The sequence below is a fragment of the Halalkalibacillus halophilus DSM 18494 genome, assembly GCF_000423105.1.
Lineage (GTDB): Bacteria > Bacillota > Bacilli > Bacillales > Alkalibacillaceae > Halalkalibacillus > Halalkalibacillus halophilus.
In genome coordinates this window covers 1-20,784 of record NZ_AUHI01000013.1, presented here as the reverse complement: position 1 = coordinate 20,784, position 20,784 = coordinate 1, and the positions used below count along the sequence as shown (strand labels likewise).

Genomic DNA, 20,784 nt, shown 5'->3' with positions numbered 1-20,784 from the left:
AAGCCTATATCTGTATATAATTGATTGAATTGCCTTTCCTCTTTTAACTAATCTTTCATATGTAATAGTGTATGAAACGAAAGAGGAGGGAAAACAAATGCCAAGAAAAATAACGCAATACTCAGATCGCAAAGCGCCGGTGGTTTATAACACTAATAAAAAATGTAGCAAGCCAAAAAAATGGAATGCCTTAGATCCACATTCGTGCCATCCTTTTGATTCTTCAGATGACACCCAAGAAGCTACTCAATCAATCAAGACAGTTCAACAATCCTATGAATCTATTGTAGTTAAGGATTCATGTGATATTGAAGTGACAACCACTAATACACAAGCTGCGGTTAATGTTCAAATCGGATTACAAGCAGCAATAGCGCTTATTATTAGTATATCTGTGGCTGATAGTGATCGGGCGGAAGAATTTACTCAAGATTTATATGAAAAGATTAAGAATACGCAGATTAATAAACAACACACTTATATTGAAAACTCACGAGGGGTCACAGTGACGACTACAGACACAGACCTTGCGATTAATGCACAAATCTTATTACAAGTTTTACTAGCTTTAGTTGCGCGCTTAAACATTCTTTAACCCATCTTTAAAACCAACTATTAAAAGTATATAGTTGGTTTTAATTTTTTGTGGATTTAGAAGTTTCAAAATATGAAAAAGTCTCGAATCGGAACATGCCGATTCGAGACTTATAATTAGAATTTTTATTATCCCTGGTATCTAGAAATGCATTCTTCGATTAGTTTAGCAGCTGATGCTGCATCTTCCCACTCGCCAATTTCAGTCTTTTTGCCTTGAAGGTCTTTATAAGTTTGGAAAAAGTGGACGATTTCGTCTAGTTTGTGAGACGGAATATCATCGAGCGAATTTACATTTTTAAAACGCGGATCTTCTGTTGGAACTGCTAGAAGTTTCTGATCTTCTTCTCCATCATCAATCATGTTTAAGAATCCGATAACTCGTGATTCAATAACACAACCAGCAAATGTAGGGTTAGTTACTAAAACTAAAGCATCTAATGGATCACCATCTAATGCAAGAGTCTCATCGATATAACCATACTCTGCAGGATAAAACATGGAAGAGAATAAAACGCGGTCTAGTTTAAAAACACCTTTTTCTTTGTCATACTCATATTTGTTTTGACTACCCGTTGGAATTTCTACAAAAACGTCGATAATTTTTTGGTCTGACATGTTCATTCCTCCTTAACGTCTGTACGGTTACTCATTATACCAATGTTTATCTAGTAAGAAAAGAAAGTTTCATGTTAAAATAACAGTAATCTTGTCAGAAATTCATTTGAAGGAGAAACTCATATGAACGAAAAGACAGTATCAGTGGCTGTGTCTAGTAAAATAAAATTAGTAAGAGTTGACTTACAGTATACTCAAGAGGAAATGGCCAACATGATTGGTATATCGAAAAAAACACTTATACAAATAGAAAAAAGGCGTCAAGTTGCTAATTGGTCAATTGTTGTTACTTTTGTTTCTCTTTTTAATGATCATCCTATTGTTCAGCACGCATTAGGAGAGTTTAATCCTATAGAGCTTATTCAATTAATCACGAGAGATGAAATTAATTTTGAAAATAAAGAAGTTAACCCTAATGTTATGTACTGGAATCATATAAAAGAAAAACAAGGATATCGACTCGAACAAAACCATTTGAATCAAACATATCGAGTTGTGGATCAGAATTTAAAACTATTTTATCGTTCTATAAACTATGAAAATACCAAAAGATACTTTGCTAATTTAATGACACATAATTACCGTTAATTTTATCTATCAATAGAATGATTGTTATACGGTTCACCTGCAACTTTAATTGAACCTGTAGGACATTGGTGTGAAGCTTCAATTAATTCCTCGTCATATTCTTTAGGAATGGCCATATTACCTTTATTGCCGTCTAGTTTTTGGAAGGCAACTCCCTCTTCGTCATAATCAAATATATTCGGAGCGCTACCTCCACATATACCACATGCAATACATGTATCCTGATCAACTATAGAAAAATTCGACATTCACTACACGCTCCAAATTTGTTTTAACCATAGTGTATAAGTCCACTTCAAGGATTGCAATCACTATACTTCAATTTATAAGAGGGGATCTAATAATGGACTTTATAAAACTTGTTTATACTCTCCTAATAAAAGTGGAAGGACAAAGAAGTTATAGGTCAGTTTATCATTTATTAAAAGGAAAAAAATCGGCACAGACGATTCAAGATGCACATTTGTTTGGAGTTAAGAATTATTTCGCAATATATCCCAAATTACATATAGACGTATTTGATTCGATCATAGTTGAAATGAGTAATCAGGGTTTAATCAATTTAGAAGGAACAAATTTTCAAGTGATTTCTAAAACCAGTATAAGTGAGAAACCATATGCAAACTTAAATGGATATGAATATCACACATATGATGAATGGTTCTTTTCTCAACTATTATTGCTTGCCCAAGCAACTTCACAACATGCACATCAGTCACCACGATTTATTCCGATAGTGGATGACATTCAAGTGCAACATAGTGTTAAAAGAATTTGGAACATGTACAAAAATAATGAGAAGGTCATTATAGAACAACTGTATTCGGAACTTCATCGTTTGTTCGAACTTCTTACTCAAGAAGAAGCAAATTTTATTAGCATGCAGTTAACCGGGAATAAACACATTGGCTGGAGTTTCACACAGTTATCAGAATACTACCATCTTTCTTACCATGACATTCACATTTGGTACAAACAAACATTGCATAAAATGATCCATTTAATCAAAGATTCTAATCAAACATTTTCACTTCTTGCATTGTTGATTCCGGTTACTAGCGAATTCAATTTAACCTCTTCTGCTCGTAAGACGTATAATTATCTACAAAAAAATTACTCTATAAATCAGATTATGGCAGTGCGCAATTTAAAAATAAGCACTATTGAAGACCATGTAGTAGAAATTGCTTCAAGTGTTGATGATTTTAGTATTCGCCCGTTTGTTACAGAAGAAATGGAGCAAGATATTTTAGCCGTCATTTCAAAGTTAAACACTAGAAAATTAAAAGAGATAAAAGATCAGTTAACTAATAATGAATCGTATTTTCAAATTAGATTAGCAATGACTTGCACCAATTCACTAGATTAAGAAGGGACCTATTACAATATGATGAAAACGAAAGAGGAGCTAGAAATAGATTTATATAAATACTTTGGATATAAATCGTTTCGAGAAGGTCAGTATGAAATAATTCAGTCGGTCATGAACGATAAACATACGTTAGCAACTCTACCTACTGGAAGTGGTAAATCAATTTGTTATCAGTTGCCCGCCTTATTGAGTGAGGGAATTACTGTGGTGGTGTCTCCATTGATTTCGTTGATGGTTGATCAAGTAAAATTATTGAAGGCCAACGGATTAAAACAAGTGACAGCACTCAATAGTTTAATGAATCCACAGCAAAAGAAATCGGTTCTCGATCAACTACAAAACTATAAGATCATTTATTGTTCACCTGAGATGTTACAACAAGAACAGATAAAAACAAAATTCAGAGCATGTGAAATTTCTTTATTAGTTGTGGACGAGGCTCACTGTATTTCTCAATGGGGACATGAGTTTAGACCGGATTATATGAAGATCACAAACTTCCATCATGATATTGGACATCCGCCAATATTAGCCTTAAGTGCTACTGCTACTGAATCGATTCAAAATGACATTATTAAATATTTAAATGTTGATATGAAGAAGATTATATATCCCATGGACCGTCAGAACATAACCTATGCTATTGAGCATACAGAGGATGACTTGGAAAAGAAGGAAAGGCTATTAAATTTAATAGAGAATAATGAGGTTCCTACGATGATATATTTCTCTAGTAAGAAGGTTTGTGAGGCTGTATCAAGATACATTGGAGAGACATTTCCAAATAAAAATGTAGCCTTTTATCATGGGGGGATGGAGTCTAGGGAACGGTTGCTCATCCAGCAGCAATTTATGTTTGATCAATTAGATATCATTTGCTGCACTAGCGCGTTTGGGATGGGGGTAGATAAAGCGAATATTCGCTTAGTAATTCACTACCACTTACCATCTACTATAGAAGCTTATATTCAAGAATCAGGACGGGCAGGCAGGAATGGTGATCATGCTTTAAGTGTAGTTTTATTTGCTGAAGGTGACGAAGCATTACCTTTTCGATTAATAGAAAGTGAATTGCCTGATGAACAGGAAATTAACAAGTTTGTTAACCTTCAAGAAGAATTAGGGATCAAAGATCTCCAAAGTGAAATCAGTGAAACAAAATTTCGTTTCTTAGAGTATCACTCAACTTTACTAAAACAGAAGTCTCCTATCTCGAAGGGGGAACAAAAGGAGCTAATTATTGCTCAAAGTAATCATCGTAAAAAGGTAAAATCACAAAACTTATTCAATCTATTAGAATGGGTTCATATCGATGGATGTAAAAGAAGATCTCTTTATAACGGCTTTCAAAATGATATTAGACCCGCACATTTCTATTGTTGTGATTACTGTGATTTTAATATTCATAAATGGAAATTTAAAAAGCCAAAACAGAAGGTTAATCAGAGTATAAATTGGGAAGATAAACTTAAAGAGATGTTTTTAATAGGAGAAGAATAATGCAAAACAATTCTCATCAGAAAAAAATAGAGCGGCTATCAAATAAGGAACTTATTATGAATGTATATGCTTCTCAAGTCCTGTTTATAGTAATCGCCATCCTTTTATCTTTGTTACTTTTTGATTCTTTTGATGTGTTTCTTGATTTATTTCAATTTAATTGGCTGGAAATATTGATTTTTGGCGGTATACCTGCAATTATAATTGTATTTATTGATATCATTCTTATTCGATTATTGCCCAAAAAAGCATATGATGATGGAGGTATTAATGAAAAGTTATTTAAATCATTATCAATTCCGCACATATTTATAATCACTTTAGTAATAGCCTTTGCAGAGGAGCTTTTATTTCGAGGTGTAATACACACGTTTGCAGGGTATATAATAGCAAGTCTTTTATTTGCACTTATTCATTTCAGATATTTGAAGAAAACCGTTTTACTTATATCCGTTCTTTTGCTTTCCTTTGTAATAGGTTATATGTATGAGCTTACTAATAACTTGTTAGTTCCAATTACTGCTCATTTTTTAATTGATTTTCTATTGGGAATATACTACAGACACTTTATGAGGTGATTTTATGAAAGAAGTACAGGCTAATAAAGCATTTATGAAATCTGATCAAAATGATTCAGATGTTTTTAGCTTACCTCCTCGTAAAGAAAGAGCGGCTCGCGAAAATAATGGAGAACGTTTAACGCGTAAGGAGAATAAAGAGTTAAAGAAAAACCCAATTTTTATTCACCAATTTATCATTCACTTAATTATGATTATATTTATTTTAATCATAATAGGTATTCCAATCTATTATAACTCTGTACTTCCTTAATTTTTGTATGTAAAATGATATAAATTATATCATTTTTATTTCTTACGAAGGTTGTTTGTATTAAAATAAAAATAACTGCATGAATGTGCAGGGATACATGCAACTTAATGAAACAGATACGCATATAATAAAAAGAATACATCGGGGGTGTTTACGTGCGATTAGAAAGAATTAGTGTAAATCAATTTAAAATATTTTTAACTTATGATGATTTAAACGAAAGAGGATACTCGAAAGAAGACCTGTGGAATAACTTACCGCGAGCAAATCAACTGCTCCAGGATATGTTGTATGAAGCTTCTGAGGAGCTTGAGATGGACTTAGATGGAAGGTTAATGGTTCGAGTGCATATGCTTCAAGCACAAGGGATGATAATAGTTGTCACCCAAAACCAAACAGACGTAGAAGAAGAATATATAGAACTGAAAGTAACAATGGACGAAAGTAAAGAAATGATGTTTGTTTTTCAATCATTTGAAGAAGTTGTTGAACTAAGTCATTTATTATTTAATAAGCACGTCACACATAATTCGATTTATTCCTATGACGATCTTTATTACTTATTAGTAAATGAACATATAGAGGACGAAAAGAAGAGAGAGGACCTAATATCTATTATCTCTGAATATGCCTCTCCAAGCACAATGACCTCATCTGTATTAAAAGAGTACGGAGCAGTTATTGCAGAAAACAATGCAGTCGAAGTAATTACAAACTATTTTAACTAAAATTAGAGGTGAATCGGTTTGAATATAGCCGTATTATATGGTGGAACATCAAAGGAAAGAGAAGTGTCTCTTTCTACTGGAAAAGGTGTCATTGATGCTTTAAAAGAATTAGGTCATTCCGTGAAAGATATTGACTTCGATCCTACAAATATCAAAGGATTAATAGACCAGTTAACTGACACAGATATTGTATTCATAGGGTTACACGGAAAGCAAGGAGAAGATGGAACAGTACAAGGATTACTAGATCTCCTGGGCAAACCATATGTTGGCTCTGGAGTACTAGCTTCTTCTCTTGCTATGGACAAAACGAGAGCAAAGCAAGTATTTCAAATGAATGAGATTCCAACTGCTTATAGTCAAAGTTATACAAGTAAAATGAATGTAGATGCAGTAATTGAAAATATTAAGTCACAATTCAAATTGCCATTTGTGGTTAAGCCGAATCAGGAGGGTTCAACCTTAGGCTTAACGATTATCAATGAATATGATCAATTAGAGGAAGCTGTATCTTTAGCTTTTGAACATGATTTTTCGATAATTGTTGAGACTTTCGTGAAGGGTAGAGAATTAACTGTTGCGGTCATTGGTAACCAAGGAAATGAACAAGCTCTTCCGATTATAGAAATTATACCGAAAAGTGATTTTTATGATTATGAAGCAAAATATGCTGTAGGAGGAAGTGAGCATATTGTTCCTGCTAAGATTGATGACGACTTAACAGAGCAAATACAACAATATGCCATCACTGCACACCAAGAGCTAGGTTGTGAGACATATTCTCGTGTCGATTTTATTCTTGATCCAGAACGTGGCCCTGTGATTCTAGAAGTTAATACGTTACCAGGAATGACACCAACGAGTTTATACCCTGATGCAGCTTCAGCAGTTGGTATAAATTATCAAGAAATGATAAAGAAATTTTTAGAATTAACATCTGAGAAGTAGGGGAAGTTATGAAAACGGAATTTCCATTTTACGACGAGATTCTGTTGCATAATCTTTTATTAGATGTATACTTATCATTGAAAGATATACTTATTAGAATGGTTGCATATATATAGGAGGTAAACGAATGGTAGCCGAGAAGCCAGCAGACTCTCAAAATGAACAATCAACTGATGTGTTAAAATCTACACAATCAGTTATTCGAACAGCATTAGACAAATTAGGTTATCCTGAAGAAGCTTATGAATTGATGAAAGAACCTATTCGAATGATGACAGTGCGTATTCCGGTAAGAATGGATGATGGAAAAATAAAAGTCTTTACTGGTTACCGCGCTCAACACAATGATGCGGTTGGACCAACAAAAGGTGGAGTAAGATTTCATCCGAATGTTACGGAAAAAGAAGTCCGAGCTTTATCTATTTGGATGTCACTAAAATCAGGCATCATGGACTTGCCTTACGGGGGTGGAAAAGGTGGAATCGTATGTGATCCACGTGAAATGTCCTTTCGTGAACTAGAAGGTGTAAGTCGTGGATATGTTCGCGCTATTTCACAAATCGTAGGACCTACTAAAGACATACCAGCACCTGATGTATTTACCAATTCACAGATTATGGCTTGGATGATGGATGAATATAGCCGGATTGATGAATTTAACAGTCCTGGGTTTATAACAGGGAAACCAATTGTTTTAGGTGGTTCACATGGAAGAGAATCTGCTACAGCAAAAGGTGTTACAATTTGTATAGAAGAAGCTGCAAAAAAACGCGGCATTGACATTAAAGGAGCTAGAGTAATAGTTCAAGGGTTCGGTAATGCAGGGAGCTTTTTAGCTAAATTCATGTATGATATGGGAGCGAAAGTTATTGCAATCTCTGATGCAGACGGAGCTATCTATGATCCAGACGGGTTAGACGTCGAATACTTACTAGATCGCCGTGACAGTTTCGGAGCTGTTACAAATTTATTTGAAGATACGATGAGTAATGAAGAAATGTTAGAACTTGAAACAGATATTTTAGTACCAGCAGCAATAGAGAATCAAATCACGAAAGAAAATGCACATAGAATAAATGCAGCAATTGTAGTTGAAGCGGCAAATGGACCGACTACATTAGAAGCAACAAAAATTCTAACCGAACGTGATATTCTTATTGTTCCTGATGTTTTAGCTTCATCAGGTGGTGTTACTGTGTCTTATTTTGAGTGGGTACAGAACAATCAAGGTTACTATTGGAAAGAAGAAGAAGTCCAAGAGAAATTAAGAGAAGTTCTCGTAAAAGCATTTAATAATGTTTATACAACCTCACAAAATCGTCAAATAGATATGCGATTAGCTGCGTATATGGTTGGCGTGAGAAAAATGACTGAAGCTGCAAGATTTAGAGGCTGGATTTAATTCAGACAAGTTGCGAAACGGACCAAAATCTCCTATCATGAAGCTGATAGGAGATTTTTTAATGAATTTTTTTGTTGATGCTTATTAATGTTAGCAGAGATACCTTTAATTCTTGTATAAAATTTGTTAATCGCTGAAATGATATAGAGGTGAAAGATTTGATTAAAGAAGAAGTAATAATTATTGGAGCAGGTCCTTGTGGGCTTAGTACTGCTATTGAATTGCAAAGAAAAGGGTTTGAACCTTTAATATTAGAAAAGAATAATGTAGCAAATTCTATTTTTCATTATCCAACACACCAGACTTTCTTTAGTTCAAGTGAGAAGTTAGAAGTGGGTGATTTTCCCTTTATTTCTGAAAGGCAGAAACCTCAAAGAAATGAAGCCTTAACATATTACCGTATGGTTGCAGAACGTTCAAAGGTTCGTATTCAATCTTATGAAACTGTAACCAATGTATCAGAAGTTAATGGAGAATATTTAGTCCACTCTGAAACAGACAAAGGAAAAGAAAACATATATTCAGCCAAATATGTTGTTTTTGCAACGGGTTACTATGGTCAGCCAAATGAGCTAGATGTAGAAGGTGAAAATTTACCACATGTCTCTCATTATTTTAAAGAAGCTCATCCTTTTTTCAATCAGGACGTAGTAATTGTCGGAGGGAAAAACTCTGCGGTTGATGCAGCAATCGAATTAGAAAAAGCCGGAGCAAATGTTACGGTGTTGTATAGAGGTAGTGAATATTCAAAAAGTGTTAAGCCATGGATCTTACCTGTTTTTGACTCTTTAGTGAAAAATGGAAAAATATCTATGTTGTTTGATGTATCTATCGAAAAAATCACTACAGAAAACGTATTTTATGACCAAAATGGTGTCAAAGCTGACATTCACGCGGACTTTGTGTTTGCGATGATCGGATACCATCCGAATAAAACATTTTTAATGGATTTAGGTGTCACTATTGATGAAGAAAGCGGAAGGCCATATGTAAACCCTGATACCATGGAAACAAATACTAATAACATATATATTTCAGGAGTCATCGCAGCCGGATACAATAATAATGAGATCTTTATTGAAAACGGCAGATATCATGGAAAGTTAATCGCAGACTCTATTGCTAATAAACAAGAAGCTGGTGAAGTTAATGGGTAAAGTTGTATTAATTACTACAGGTGGAACGATTGCAAGTAAACCAAATTTGAGTAGTGGTAAACTTTCTTCAGGGGCCATGACTGGTGAGGAGCTAGCCGCAGTTTGTGAGTTACCATATGATATTGATGTCACAATTGATTCCTCCTTCCAAAAACCTAGTGTTCATTTGAATTTTGACGATTGGGTTTTCCTAAAAACAAAAATTGAATCGTACTTTCAAAGAGATGACGTCGATGGGGTAGTTGTTACGCACGGAACAGATACATTAGAAGAAACTGCCTATTTTTTAGATTTAACGATTTCTGATAAGAGACCTGTCGTGGTAACTGGTTCCCAGCGTTCTATTTCTGATATTGGAAGTGATGTGTATGTTAATCTGCGTCACGCAATTTATGCAGCACATAGTAAAGATTTGTTAGATGCAGGTACGGTTGTAGTCTTTAATGAACGAATATTTGCTGCGAAGTATGTAAAAAAAGAACATGCGAGTAATATACAAGGGTTTAATGCATTTGGATTTGGCTATCTTGGTATTATTGATAATGATGAAGTTCATATTTATCAAAAACCAATAAAAAGAGAGCACTTTTCCCTTACATCCAATTTACCAAGAGTAGATCTAGTAAAAAGTTATACTGGCGCTGATGGAGCTTTAATAAAAGCAAGTTTTGAAAGTGGCGCTGCTGGTATTGTCATTGAAGGTGTTGGACGTGGTCAAGTTCCTCCAAATATGATGCCAGCTATTAAGGAAGCATTGGAAAAAGGCACGAAGGTAGTTGTAACCACTGCATCTGAAGAAGGTGCGGTTTATCCCACATATGATTACGAAGGTAGTGCTTATGATTTAATTAATCAAGGCGTTATTTTGGGAAGCGACTATGATAGCAAAAAAGCCCGTGTAAGATTGGCAGTATTACTTGCAAATAGAGAAACAGATATATCTTTTTAATTTATGACGTGAAAAGAATCTTTTCAAGTGAATAGCGAAATAAGTGAAAGCAATCTAGTCTTAAGAGTAAAAGCTTACGACTAGATTGCTTTTTGTTTTATATTATCAGATTAATTTCTTACATAATTTCTCCTCCCATGTTAGATAATAAACACACTAAATGTATTTCTAGGAATATTAAGTTCCAATAAACACAAAATAGGTAAACAAGTCAGACTTAAGGAGAATGTGTATGAAATCAAACTATAAATCATTAAAGGTAGTGCTTGTATTGTTATTGGTTCTTCCATTAGTTCCAAGTTGGAATTATGAGTCAGAAGGGTTTAGTAACCAAGTGATCCAACAGGGTTCTACAGGAGATGATGTAATCGAACTACAGTCTCGTCTTCAATACATTGGTTATTATAACGGTGCTATTGATGGAGTGTTCGGCTGGCAAACTTATTGGGCACTTAGGAACTTTCAATACGAATTCGACCTAGAAGTCGATGGGTTAGCAGGTGAAACAACCAAACAAGCACTTGAAAGAGCAACTCAGTATGATCAATCCTATGTTTATGAACAAATTAGACAAGGAAATAGTTTCACACATTACGGCGGGGAAGGTAGACAGGATACTACCGCAGCTGATCAAGATACGCAAACGAATGAAGGAGCACCACAAAACGCTGAAGATACAAATGAATCTTCGCCATCACCTTCAGCTGTCAATGTTCCTAGCGGCTTTTCTCAAAATGATATCCAACTTATGGCTCAAGCTGTATATGGAGAAGCTCGTGGTGAACCGTATGTCGGACAAGTCGCCGTTGCTGCTGTTATTTTAAACAGAATGGAAAGCTCTACATTTCCCGACTCTGTTTCTGGAATAGTATTTGAGCCATTAGCATTTACTGCCGTTGCAGATGGACAAATTTATATGTCTCCAGACGAAACAGCTCAAGAAGCCGTAATTGATGCAATTAATGGGTGGGATCCTTCTGGGGATGCCCTGTACTATTTTAATCCAGATACTGCAACATCATCTTGGATATGGTCAAGACCACAAATTAAAAGAATTGGTAAACATGTATTTTGTAAATAGAAAGGAGGATTTATATGTTTAGATGGGCACTTATAGTAGTGTTGATAATCTCGATTTTAGGTACTGTTATTTGGGGGTACCAAGAGCATCAGGAGAAGAATGCGATACTAATTCAGGCAGAAAATAATTACCAACGTGCATTTCATGATTTGACGTATCGAGTGGATTTAATCAACAGTAAAATAAATAATGCGATTGCAATGAACTCCCCACAAAAATTGTCTCCTGAATTAACTGATATTTGGAAGGTTTCAGCGGAAGCACATGCTGATGTTAGTCAATTGCCACTAACCCTGCTTCCATTCAATAACACAGAGTCATTTTTGAAAAATATAGGTGATTTCGCTTATCGAGTTGCCATTCGTGATTTAAATGATGAACCACTATCAGATGATGAAATAGAAACGTTATCTTCATTATATGAACAGTCATCTGAGGTGAAAAGGGATCTTCGTACGGTTCAGCATCAAGTACTGAATGATGGACTTAGGTGGATGGACGTCGAATTAGCTTTAGCAAATGATGAGCCTAGAGATCATGCAATAATCGATGGATTAACAACAGTTGAAAAGAACGCAGAAGGTTACGATGTGTTTAATGAACAATCCGGCTTAACCATTGAACCGGAAGAAAAAGGTGATGTACAATTACCTGGATCTAAGCAGGATGAAAATGATATACAACAGATTGTCATGGAATATTTTGAATTAGATGAAGAACAAGAATATACTATAACCCATACTGGGGAAGGCTCTGATATACCGATTTATAACGTTTCGTTTGACCAAGAGAACTCCCATGGGTACGTTGAAGTTACAGAACAAGGTGGCCATGTACTTTCGTATTTGAAAAATCGAGAATTAAATGAGCAACAACTAAGTTTACATGAATCAAGAGAAGAAGCTGAAAAGATGATAGCTGATCTAGGATTCGATGATGTAACTGTAGTTAATAGTCAACAATTTGAAAAAGTCGGTGTCTTTGAGTTTGTAAGAACAGAAGACGAAATTCACTTTTTTCCCGACCGTTTACAAATTAAAGTTGCTTTAGATAATGGAGAAATCCTTGGACTTACAGCGAGAGATTACCTAATTAATAAAAATAAAGATCAAGACCGAGAATTCGAAGTAGAGATTACAGAAGAAGAACTTGATTCGTTTCTACATCCTAATCTCAAGAAAGAAGAAGTGACACTAGCTGTGATTGAAGGAGATTTAGGGGAGGAAGTTCTATGTTATCAAGTGATTGGTACGATGAATGATTCCACCTACAGAGTGTATATTAGTGCTGAAGATGGTTATGAGGAACGTGTAGAGCAACTAAAACAATCAGAAGAAGTCTATTCATAATTATAGAACTCCATATGCTGAAAAGGGAAAAGCTGAAAGTTAGTCTTTTCCTTTTTCATGTTTTTTGTCATAATAAAGCTATATTGTTTTTAAAGGGGAAAAAAACATGCTTTCAGTAGGAACAAAGTTAACCATTGAGGCAATTCAAAATGGTGATGTGGAAGATGTATATATCGCTAAAGTAGTTGATTTTAATAATAAGAGGATATTTATAGATTATCCTATCCACCAACAAACAGGTAAAACGGGATACTTTTTAGATGGTTTCCAACTTAGAATTTCGTTTGTAGGAAAACACGGTTCTATCTACCTCTTTGATTCTGAGATTTTAGGGAAGAAAAAAAGAAAGATCCCAACATTGATGATTCCATACCCAACTAAAGATGAATTAGTTAAAGTTCAGCGTAGAGAATATGTACGAGTAAATACCTATTTAGATGTTGCTGTTTATCCTATAGATGAAGTAAAGCCGCCTTTAATTTCTCGAACAATCGATTTAAGTGGTGGTGGGATCGCCGTAAAGGCTAAAGAAATAATATATGAGCCAGGTGATCAAATAGAGATATTACTTGTTCTGCCTTTCCAAGTGAATGATTATGCCTATTTAAGTATGAAAGGGGAAGTCATCCGTTATCAAGATGGTAGAACAAATGATGTTCCATACAAATTATCGTTGAAATTTACAGGCATTTCAGATATAGCTAGAGAAAAGGTTATTAAATATTGTTTTGAACAACAACTTGAGAGAAGAAGAAAAATTAAAAGTTAAAATCATATGTTGAAATGTAAGGGAGATTACTAACATGAAAGTCGCAATTGATGGCCCAGCAGCTGCTGGCAAGAGTACAGTAGCTAAAATGATCGCAAAAGATTTAAATTACTTATACATAGATACAGGTGCGATGTATAGAGCACTTACTCTAGAGGCAATGAGAAAAGATTTAAACTTAGAAAATGAAAACTCATTAGCAAAATTATCTAAGCAAATATTAATTTCTTTTAAACAAGATATAAATGAGCAAAAGGTGTTTGTAGATGAAGAAGATGTTACATTCTCCATCAGAAGTGCAGAGGTGACTAATAATGTGTCTATAGTTGCTAAACACCCAAAAGTTCGTGAGCAGTTGGTTAACATGCAAAGGAAATTAGCTGAAGACGAACATGTAGTTATGGATGGTAGAGACATTGGCACTTACGTTTTACCAGACGCTGATGTAAAAGTATATTTGATCGCTTCCGTATCAGAAAGGGCAGAAAGAAGACATCAAGAAAATCTTGATAAAGGCTTTCCTTCTGATTTAGAACAATTGAAGTTAGAAATAAATAAAAGAGACCAACTAGACTCGGAAAGAGAAATGGCACCTTTAGTTAAAGCTGATGATGCAACAGAAATAGATACCACTTCTAAAACAATTGAAGAAGTAAAGAATATAATATTAGAATTAATTGAAAGTAATAATTAGAAAGAAGGGGTATCATGTTTTACAAATTCGCAAAGCTGGTAGTTTGGATTGTTTTTAAATTTCTTTTTCAAATTAAAATTATTGGTAAAAAAAATGTACCAAAATCTGGCCCAACAATTATTTGCTCTAATCATATTTCTAATTTTGACCCACCAGTAGTTGGTATTACATGCCCAAGAGATATTCGTTTTATGGCGAAGGAAGAGCTATTTGAGAAGAAAGGGATTGGACTTCTCCTTAGAAACCTTCAAGCTTTTCCTGTAAAACGAGGAATGAGAGATAGAAATGCATTGCGTAAGGGGTTGGAGCTTTTAGAAAGTGGAGGTACCTTAGGTCTATTCCCAGAAGGCACTAGAAGTAAAGATGGAAATTTAAAAGAAGGTTTAGCTGGAGCTGGTTTCTTTGCCATGCGTTCTAATGCTCAAGTAATACCTTGTGCCATTATAGGATCTTACAATTTCTTTAAGCCGCTTTATGTCATATATGGAAAACCAATTGATTTTCAATCGTTAAAGGGCGATAAGCAAAATGCTCGAATGGTGACAGATGAAATAATGGAAAATATTCAGTCTTTATTAGATGAAAACAAAAAATGATGTTATTATTTAATTAGGTATTTTACATAGGATGTATTTTCTGTGTTCTTAAGGAGGAACTGTTATGTCAAAAGACGATAATTTAAATGACCATGTTTTAGAAGTTGGAGAAGAAGTAACATGCAAAATAATGAAGTTAGATGATAAACAGGCTATTGTGGATGTAGGCAGCAAATATGATGGAATCATCCCTATATCAGAACTTTCTCACCTACACATTGAACATACAAGCGAAATTTTATCTGAAGGTGAAGAGGTTTCTGCGATTATTACGAAGATAGAAGATGATGCAATTGTTCTCTCTAAAGTAGCTAAGGATCGTAAGGTTGCTTGGGATCAGTTAGTTTCATATTTCGAAAATGAAACGGTGTTTGAAGCAAAGGTTACAGATGTTGTTGGAGTTGGATTAATTGTTGATGTGGGATTACGAGGGTTTATTCCAGCTTCCCATGTAGAAACGCATTACGTGGAAGACTTATCTGAATATAAAGGAAAAACGATCTCCGTAAAAGTGATTGAAGTGGATGAACGTAGAAATAGAGTGATTTTATCACATAGAAGTGTGGTGGAGTCTGAGCAATCTGTTCAAAAAGCAAATCTTCTTCAAAATTTAGAAGCTGGCCAGGAAATTGAAGGTGTAGTTCGAAGAATAGCTTCCTTCGGTGTATTTGTTGATATTGGTGGTATAGATGGATTGATTCATATATCACAGTTATCACATCAACATATAGCTTCTGCAGAAGAAGTTGTAGAGCTTAGCCAAAAGATAACAGTCAAAATTATAACTGTCGATCGTGACACAGAGCGTATTGGATTGTCGTTAAAGGAAATGATACCGGGACCATGGGAAAATGTGGATTCTAAATTGCAATATGGCCAAATAATTGAAGGAACAGTTAAGCGAATCGTTAATTTTGGTGCATTTGTAGAAGTATTACCACAAGTTGAAGGTCTAGTTCACATATCACAAATTTCAACAGAACATATAGGAAACCCTAATGAGGCATTACATGTTGGTCAAAAGGTTAAAGTGAAAGTCTTAGAAGTAAATGAAAAGCAAAGAAGAATAGCATTAAGTATCAAAGAAGTAGAAAAGGCAGAAGAAAACGCAGAAGTTGAGAAATATCAAAAAGAACACGAAGAGAGTGCTTTCCAATTAGGAGATCTTATAGGTGACAAACTAAAAGGTTACCGAAATAAATAAATGGGTGGCTTTTATGCCACTCATTTTCTTCTCTTAATAAAGTATTTGATTTAGAAGGAATGAAGTAAATGAGAAAATCAGTAGTAGCAATTGTAGGTAGACCAAATGTAGGAAAATCAACTATATTTAACCGATTAGTTGGAGAAAGAATGTCTATTGTAGACGATGTCCCAGGTGTCACACGTGATCGTTTATATGCTGAGGCAGAATGGTTAAATTATAATTTCAATGTAATTGATACAGGTGGCATCGATTTAAGTGATGAACCATTAGTCGTTCAAATACGAGAACAGGCAGAGGTAGCAATCAATGAAGCAGATGTTATTATCTTTCTTGTAAATGGTAGAGAAGGGATTACAGGTGCAGATGAAGAAGTTGCTAAAATCTTGTATAAATCAAACAAGCCTGTGGTTTTAGCTGTTAATAAAGTTGATAATTACGAAATGCACGAGTTGCTTTATGAATTTTATGCTTTAGGTTTCGGGCAGCCATTTCCAGTATCAGGTACACATGGATTGGGTCTTGGAGATGCCTTAGATGAAGTAATTAAGCACTTTCCAAAAGATCAAGAGGTAGAAGATGATGAAGACCGTATTAAACTTTCTTTAATCGGTAGACCTAATGTTGGAAAATCATCTTTGGTTAATGCAATTCTTGGTGAGGAACGAGTCATCGTGAGCAATATAGCTGGAACAACAAAAGATGCAGTTGATTCTGATTTCACAAAAGATGAACGTGATTACCGAATTATAGACACCGCTGGCATGCGAAAAAGAGGAAAGGTCTATGAATCGACTGAAAAATATAGTGTGCTTAGAGCATTAAAAGCGATTGAAAGATCAGATGTAGTTTTAGTCGTAATAGATGCAGACACAGGAATCATTGAACAAGATAAAAAAATTGCAGGGTATGCCCATGATGCTGGGAGAGCAATTATTATTGTAGTAAATAAATGGGATACAGTAGAGAGAACACAGGATTCTATGAAAGATTTTGAGATGGAAATTAGGAAAGAATTTCAGTTCCTAACATATGCTCCGGTCGTTTTCTTATCGGCTACTACAAAGAAAAGAATTCACACATTACTACCAAAAGTAGTGGAAGCAAGTGAAAACCACGCTAAACGAGTGAAAACAAATGTGTTGAATGAAGTTGTGGAAGATTCTTTAGCAATTAATCCAACTCCATCCATTAAAGGGCAGAAATTAAAAATTCTTTATACGACGCAGGTAGCTACTCAGCCACCTACGTTTGTCGTCTTTGTAAACGAACCTGAATTAATGCACTTCACATATCAACGTTTTTTAGAAAATCGTATTAGAGAAGCTTTTGGCTTTGAAGGAACACCAATTAAAATCTATGCTAGAAAAAGAGCATAATAGGGGTGAAAAAAATGGCCAAAGTTGCTGTATTAGGTGCTGGAAGTTGGGGGACTGCTTTGTCAATTGTATTGGCAGATAACAATAATGATGTGTATTTGTGGTCTCATCGTGAACAACTTGCCTTAAATATCAATGAAAATCAAATGAATGAACAATACTTGCCAGAAGTGAACCTACCGTCAAATTTGTGTGCTACTTCAGATCTTCAGGAAGCTATACAGGATGCGGAAGCAGTTATATTTGTTGTACCTACAAAAGCGATTCGTGCAGTATGTCAACAGGTTAAACCATTTTTGAAAGAGTCACAAACAGTTATTCATGCTGCTAAAGGTATTGAACCCGAAACAAATAAGCGAGTTTCGGAAATGATGACGGATGAATTAGGGGAAACTTTTGGAGATAATATCGTTGTATTATCAGGACCTAGTCATGCTGAAGAAGTAGGAAAAAGACTTCCGACCACTGTTACTGTCTCCTCCTTAAATATGGATCAAGCAGAGAAGGCTCAAGATTTGTTCATGAACGAAAATTTTCGAGTTTATACTAACGATGATTTAATTGGAGTAGAAATTGGTGGTGCACTTAAAAATATCATTGCTTTGGGTGCAGGTATTTCAGATGGACTTGGGTATGGTGACAATGCAAAGGCCGCACTCATTACACGCGGATTAGCTGAAATGGCAAGGTTAGGTCATAAATTAAACGCAAATCCGCTTACTTTTGCAGGTTTAACTGGGGTAGGAGATTTAATTGTAACCTGTACAAGCCAACATAGCCGTAATTGGCGTGCTGGAAATATGCTTGGAAAAGGCTATGTTTTACAAGATGTTTTAGAACAAATGGGTATGGTTGTAGAAGGTGTACGAACAACGAAAGCTGTATATCAGTTTGCCCAAAAGCTCGAAGTAGACATGCCTATAACAAAAGGCTTGTATGAATTAATTGTAAATGAAAAAGATCCAAAAGAAGTAGTTGATCAATTAATGAAACGTGGACGGACAAACGAATTAGATGATTTATCAGAAACCTTGTTAAAAAATAATAACTAAAATTTATTTTCTGTAACTATTCATACTAATTGGAACTATTTAAAATGATGGTTTTATTAAATAAATTTAGAACATCTTCCTTTAGTTGCGTATATAGTATTACGAAAGCATACTAAAGGAGGATATATGATGAGTCGTGAACTTCAACAACTAATTTTCGATCATTTGCAAACAAAAGCTAATATTCAACCAGATGAAGTAATACAAATAGCACAAGCTGTTCAAAATGCTGATTTTTCAGATCGTAGGACAGTGAGATCTTTAGTTCAACAGCTAAGTAGATTGGCAAATCGTCCGATGTCTAAACAAAAAGAAGATAAGTTAGTGGATATGATTATCAATAATAATCAATCACTAAATTATTCTACGCTGCAACAAATATTCAAAAAATAGATATATCTTAGGCAGTTCAAACATGCCTTTTTATGTTACGATTCATATAATGGACTGAGCATGAAGATTGAGTTGTTTTACGAGGAACTGGTCAGTTAAAGAGGTGTATGCTCTACACCTCTTTTAAGTATGTATATATTAAATTTAATATGAAGTGTTTTACTTCATTATTTTTTAAGAGAGGACGTTATATATGTCTGAAGCAATGTTGAGAATGTACATATCCTTCGGGGGAATGATATTACTTTTTCTAGCAACTGGCTTAATAGTGCTTGCTAGAAGTAAATTAACAGGATTAATTAGCGTTATTATTACTGTTATTGCTTATATCTGTTTAGTAGTTGGAGGATTAATCATATTTTATATAGTGTTAAGTGGCCCCACGTTATAAAGGAGCGTTCAAGATGAAGAAACTATTAATCGTACTGCTAGTAAGTTCAATTTTTCTTTCTGGCTGTTTATATCCTAACGAGCGTTTGACAGAAAACCAAGCTACGAACCAGGAACAATTAGATCGAATCCAAGATGCGGTTCACGATTATCAAGAAAGCCAAAATGGCCTACTTCCTATACAAACGAGAGATCAAGAGACCCCGTTATTAATTAAATACCCGATTGATTTTAACTTGCTTCGTGATAATAATCTCATTGGGGAAACACCTGGAAACTCTTTCGAACAAGGAGGTATTTACTCTTATGTTATTGTCAAACCGGAAGATGAGGCGATTGTAAAGGTTTCTGATACTCGTATTACTCAAAAACTACGAACCATCAATTATGAAATTCAGTTATATCGATCAAATAATACTTACCCTCCTTATGGTCAGTCATTAGGAAATGGTTTTTTTACAATTGATACAGAACGTATGAATATGTCAGAAGAACCAGTAGTGGAAAGCCCTTACAATGGTACGGAACTTGACATAATAATGACTACTGAAGGGGAAGCAGTAGTAGATTATCGTTCAGATGTATACCAGTTATTAGAAGAAGAAGAAATTGACTCTTATGATGGAGATTTACGCGAACTGTTATTAGAGTACTATCCAATCGTTCCAACTTATGGTACAGCTATGATTTTAGATGATGGACAAATTAATTTAGATGAACAATCCGAAGATGATTTAGACCTATAAGAGGCTCTGACAAATAGAAGTTCAAGCATGAACATCCGAACAATCTTATTAATTGTTCGGATGTATCATAGCTAAGGAAACTTTTGTCTTGGCCTCTTTTTATATTGAGAAAGGTATTTATTCAGGCTCTAATATATATGTTGGGGTTTGGATAAAATTCTGACAAGTTTGGGTGGAGGCATTCGAGGCATCGCTTACCGGCGGACGCTTTCCGCGGGCACGGCCTCAGCTAACTTTGGCAAGAAAAGCGTTTGCCAAAGTGGATCTTCGGCTCGCGCTGTTCCCGCAGGAGTCGCCGCCTCACGCGATGCCTCGAATGCTAGAAACGGCTAGTGGAAACCCTCATCAAAAGAAAAAAAGACAAAAAAAGCACGCAAGCTCCTGATTTGTTATCCTTGTTTTATACGACTAAAACAAACAAAAGGAGTTGCGTGTATATGCATC

The 20,784-nt window shown here is 34.9% G+C and carries 24 protein-coding genes; 22 read left to right on the top strand and 2 right to left on the bottom strand.

All coding sequences use genetic code 11. From position 1 onward, the window contains the following. The first annotated feature begins 97 nt into the window (after positions 1-97). Positions 98-595, top strand: coding sequence for a spore coat protein (locus G532_RS0108890; RefSeq protein ID WP_051189122.1), 498 nt, complete (start codon positions 98-100; stop codon positions 593-595). Positions 596-723: 128 nt separating this feature from the next. On the opposite strand, the gene G532_RS0108885 is transcribed toward G532_RS0108890, so the two are convergent. Beyond that, positions 724-1,212 (bottom strand): inorganic diphosphatase, encoded by a 489-nt coding sequence (locus tag G532_RS0108885; protein WP_027964492.1) that lies wholly within the window; start codon positions 1,210-1,212, stop codon positions 724-726. Between the two features lie 123 nt (positions 1,213-1,335). On the opposite strand from G532_RS0108885, the gene G532_RS15065 reads away from it, so the two are divergent. Further along, positions 1,336-1,800 (top strand): helix-turn-helix transcriptional regulator, encoded by a 465-nt coding sequence (locus G532_RS15065; protein WP_051189121.1) that lies wholly within the window; start codon positions 1,336-1,338, stop codon positions 1,798-1,800. A gap of 2 nt (positions 1,801-1,802) precedes the next feature. Here G532_RS15065 and G532_RS0108875 read toward each other — a convergent pair whose 3' ends face one another. After that, positions 1,803-2,048 carry a ferredoxin gene (locus G532_RS0108875; protein WP_027964491.1) on the bottom strand — a complete coding sequence of 82 codons (246 nt, stop codon included), beginning with the start codon at positions 2,046-2,048 and terminating at the stop codon, positions 1,803-1,805. 95 nt (positions 2,049-2,143) lie between these two features. Here G532_RS0108875 and G532_RS0108870 point away from each other — a divergent pair, with 95 nt between their 5' ends. The 20 genes from G532_RS0108870 to G532_RS0108775 all read left to right on the top strand — a co-directional run bounded on the left by G532_RS0108870 (position 2,144) and on the right by G532_RS0108775 (position 20,340). Continuing rightward, positions 2,144-3,169 (top strand): YpbB family protein, encoded by a 1,026-nt coding sequence (locus G532_RS0108870; RefSeq protein WP_027964490.1) that lies wholly within the window; start codon positions 2,144-2,146, stop codon positions 3,167-3,169. An 18-nt stretch (positions 3,170-3,187) separates the two neighbouring features. Continuing rightward, the gene (locus tag G532_RS0108865; RefSeq protein ID WP_027964489.1) at positions 3,188-4,672 is read left to right on the top strand and encodes a RecQ family ATP-dependent DNA helicase; all 1,485 of its coding nucleotides are present in this window, start codon (positions 3,188-3,190) and stop codon (positions 4,670-4,672) included. Continuing rightward, positions 4,672-5,250 carry a CPBP family intramembrane glutamic endopeptidase gene (locus G532_RS0108860; protein ID WP_027964488.1) on the top strand — a complete coding sequence of 193 codons (579 nt, stop codon included), beginning with the start codon at positions 4,672-4,674 and terminating at the stop codon, positions 5,248-5,250. The genes G532_RS0108865 and G532_RS0108860 overlap by 1 nt, the downstream gene beginning before the upstream one ends. A 4-nt stretch (positions 5,251-5,254) precedes the next feature. Beyond that, the gene (locus tag G532_RS0108855) at positions 5,255-5,503 is read left to right on the top strand and encodes a hypothetical protein (RefSeq protein ID WP_027964487.1); all 249 of its coding nucleotides are present in this window, start codon (positions 5,255-5,257) and stop codon (positions 5,501-5,503) included. 155 nt (positions 5,504-5,658) lie between these two features. Then, entirely contained in the window at positions 5,659-6,231 is a 573-nt protein-coding gene (locus G532_RS0108850; RefSeq protein ID WP_027964486.1) for an adaptor protein MecA, read from the top strand. Between the two features lie 18 nt (positions 6,232-6,249). Beyond that, the gene (locus tag G532_RS0108845; RefSeq protein WP_027964485.1) at positions 6,250-7,179 is read left to right on the top strand and encodes a D-alanine--D-alanine ligase family protein; all 930 of its coding nucleotides are present in this window, start codon (positions 6,250-6,252) and stop codon (positions 7,177-7,179) included. 127 nt (positions 7,180-7,306) lie between these two features. Further along, a complete protein-coding gene (locus tag G532_RS0108840) occupies positions 7,307-8,581 on the top strand; it encodes a Glu/Leu/Phe/Val family dehydrogenase (RefSeq protein ID WP_027964484.1) in 1,275 nt (424 codons plus the stop codon). A 158-nt stretch (positions 8,582-8,739) separates the two neighbouring features. Next, complete coding sequence (locus G532_RS0108835; protein WP_027964483.1) at positions 8,740-9,738, top strand: YpdA family putative bacillithiol disulfide reductase; 999 nt, start codon at positions 8,740-8,742, stop codon at positions 9,736-9,738. Continuing rightward, positions 9,731-10,687, top strand: a complete 957-nt coding sequence (locus tag G532_RS0108830) for an asparaginase (RefSeq protein WP_027964482.1) — start codon at positions 9,731-9,733, stop codon at positions 10,685-10,687. Before G532_RS0108835 ends, G532_RS0108830 begins: the two co-directional genes overlap by 8 nt. 232 nt (positions 10,688-10,919) lie before the next feature. Further along, a complete protein-coding gene (gene sleB / locus G532_RS0108825) occupies positions 10,920-11,768 on the top strand; it encodes a spore cortex-lytic enzyme (protein WP_027964481.1) in 849 nt (282 codons plus the stop codon). A gap of 14 nt (positions 11,769-11,782) precedes the next feature. Next, entirely contained in the window at positions 11,783-13,117 is a 1,335-nt protein-coding gene (gene ypeB / locus G532_RS0108820) for a germination protein YpeB (protein ID WP_027964480.1), read from the top strand. Between the two features lie 106 nt (positions 13,118-13,223). Beyond that, entirely contained in the window at positions 13,224-13,886 is a 663-nt protein-coding gene (locus tag G532_RS0108815; RefSeq protein WP_027964479.1) for a flagellar brake protein, read from the top strand. A gap of 34 nt (positions 13,887-13,920) precedes the next feature. After that, positions 13,921-14,580, top strand: a complete 660-nt coding sequence (gene cmk, locus G532_RS0108810) for a (d)CMP kinase (RefSeq protein WP_035512829.1) — start codon at positions 13,921-13,923, stop codon at positions 14,578-14,580. 14 nt (positions 14,581-14,594) lie between these two features. Further along, positions 14,595-15,176, top strand: coding sequence for a lysophospholipid acyltransferase family protein (locus G532_RS0108805; protein WP_027964477.1), 582 nt, complete (start codon positions 14,595-14,597; stop codon positions 15,174-15,176). A 64-nt stretch (positions 15,177-15,240) separates the two neighbouring features. Continuing rightward, on the top strand, positions 15,241-16,380 hold the full coding sequence (rpsA, locus tag G532_RS0108800; RefSeq protein WP_027964476.1) for a 30S ribosomal protein S1: 1,140 nt from the start codon (positions 15,241-15,243) through the stop codon (positions 16,378-16,380). A gap of 68 nt (positions 16,381-16,448) precedes the next feature. Further along, entirely contained in the window at positions 16,449-17,759 is a 1,311-nt protein-coding gene (gene der / locus G532_RS0108795) for a ribosome biogenesis GTPase Der (protein ID WP_027964475.1), read from the top strand. Between the two features lie 14 nt (positions 17,760-17,773). Continuing rightward, positions 17,774-18,811, top strand: coding sequence for an NAD(P)H-dependent glycerol-3-phosphate dehydrogenase (locus tag G532_RS0108790; RefSeq protein ID WP_027964474.1), 1,038 nt, complete (start codon positions 17,774-17,776; stop codon positions 18,809-18,811). Between the two features lie 129 nt (positions 18,812-18,940). Then, entirely contained in the window at positions 18,941-19,204 is a 264-nt protein-coding gene (locus tag G532_RS0108785) for a stage VI sporulation protein F (RefSeq protein ID WP_027964473.1), read from the top strand. A 193-nt stretch (positions 19,205-19,397) separates the two neighbouring features. Continuing rightward, on the top strand, positions 19,398-19,595 hold the full coding sequence (locus G532_RS0108780; protein ID WP_027964472.1) for a DUF2768 domain-containing protein: 198 nt from the start codon (positions 19,398-19,400) through the stop codon (positions 19,593-19,595). Positions 19,596-19,608: 13 nt separating this feature from the next. Continuing rightward, on the top strand, positions 19,609-20,340 hold the full coding sequence (locus G532_RS0108775; protein ID WP_027964471.1) for a hypothetical protein: 732 nt from the start codon (positions 19,609-19,611) through the stop codon (positions 20,338-20,340). Positions 20,341-20,784: the final 444 nt, after the last annotated feature.

What these genes read in the sequence shown, in the direction of transcription:
- G532_RS0108875 (WP_027964491.1), bottom strand. Translation starts at nt 2,048, where the DNA reads ATGTCGAATTTTTCTATAGTTGATCAGGATACATGTATTGCATGTGGT.
- G532_RS0108865 (WP_027964489.1), top strand. Translation starts at nt 3,188, where the DNA reads ATGATGAAAACGAAAGAGGAGCTAGAAATAGATTTATATAAATACTTT.
- G532_RS0108790 (WP_027964474.1), top strand. Translation starts at nt 17,774, where the DNA reads ATGGCCAAAGTTGCTGTATTAGGTGCTGGAAGTTGGGGGACTGCTTTG.
- G532_RS0108885 (WP_027964492.1), bottom strand. Translation starts at nt 1,212, where the DNA reads ATGTCAGACCAAAAAATTATCGACGTTTTTGTAGAAATTCCAACGGGT.
- rpsA (WP_027964476.1), top strand. Translation starts at nt 15,241, where the DNA reads ATGTCAAAAGACGATAATTTAAATGACCATGTTTTAGAAGTTGGAGAA.
- G532_RS0108805 (WP_027964477.1), top strand. Translation starts at nt 14,595, where the DNA reads ATGTTTTACAAATTCGCAAAGCTGGTAGTTTGGATTGTTTTTAAATTT.
- G532_RS0108860 (WP_027964488.1), top strand. Translation starts at nt 4,672, where the DNA reads ATGCAAAACAATTCTCATCAGAAAAAAATAGAGCGGCTATCAAATAAG.
- ypeB (WP_027964480.1), top strand. Translation starts at nt 11,783, where the DNA reads ATGTTTAGATGGGCACTTATAGTAGTGTTGATAATCTCGATTTTAGGT.
- G532_RS0108890 (WP_051189122.1), top strand. Translation starts at nt 98, where the DNA reads ATGCCAAGAAAAATAACGCAATACTCAGATCGCAAAGCGCCGGTGGTT.
- G532_RS15065 (WP_051189121.1), top strand. Translation starts at nt 1,336, where the DNA reads ATGAACGAAAAGACAGTATCAGTGGCTGTGTCTAGTAAAATAAAATTA.
- G532_RS0108775 (WP_027964471.1), top strand. Translation starts at nt 19,609, where the DNA reads ATGAAGAAACTATTAATCGTACTGCTAGTAAGTTCAATTTTTCTTTCT.
- G532_RS0108840 (WP_027964484.1), top strand. Translation starts at nt 7,307, where the DNA reads ATGGTAGCCGAGAAGCCAGCAGACTCTCAAAATGAACAATCAACTGAT.
- G532_RS0108855 (WP_027964487.1), top strand. Translation starts at nt 5,255, where the DNA reads ATGAAAGAAGTACAGGCTAATAAAGCATTTATGAAATCTGATCAAAAT.
- cmk (WP_035512829.1), top strand. Translation starts at nt 13,921, where the DNA reads ATGAAAGTCGCAATTGATGGCCCAGCAGCTGCTGGCAAGAGTACAGTA.
- G532_RS0108780 (WP_027964472.1), top strand. Translation starts at nt 19,398, where the DNA reads ATGTCTGAAGCAATGTTGAGAATGTACATATCCTTCGGGGGAATGATA.
- G532_RS0108870 (WP_027964490.1), top strand. Translation starts at nt 2,144, where the DNA reads ATGGACTTTATAAAACTTGTTTATACTCTCCTAATAAAAGTGGAAGGA.
- der (WP_027964475.1), top strand. Translation starts at nt 16,449, where the DNA reads ATGAGAAAATCAGTAGTAGCAATTGTAGGTAGACCAAATGTAGGAAAA.
- sleB (WP_027964481.1), top strand. Translation starts at nt 10,920, where the DNA reads ATGAAATCAAACTATAAATCATTAAAGGTAGTGCTTGTATTGTTATTG.
- G532_RS0108815 (WP_027964479.1), top strand. Translation starts at nt 13,224, where the DNA reads ATGCTTTCAGTAGGAACAAAGTTAACCATTGAGGCAATTCAAAATGGT.
- G532_RS0108785 (WP_027964473.1), top strand. Translation starts at nt 18,941, where the DNA reads ATGAGTCGTGAACTTCAACAACTAATTTTCGATCATTTGCAAACAAAA.
- G532_RS0108830 (WP_027964482.1), top strand. Translation starts at nt 9,731, where the DNA reads ATGGGTAAAGTTGTATTAATTACTACAGGTGGAACGATTGCAAGTAAA.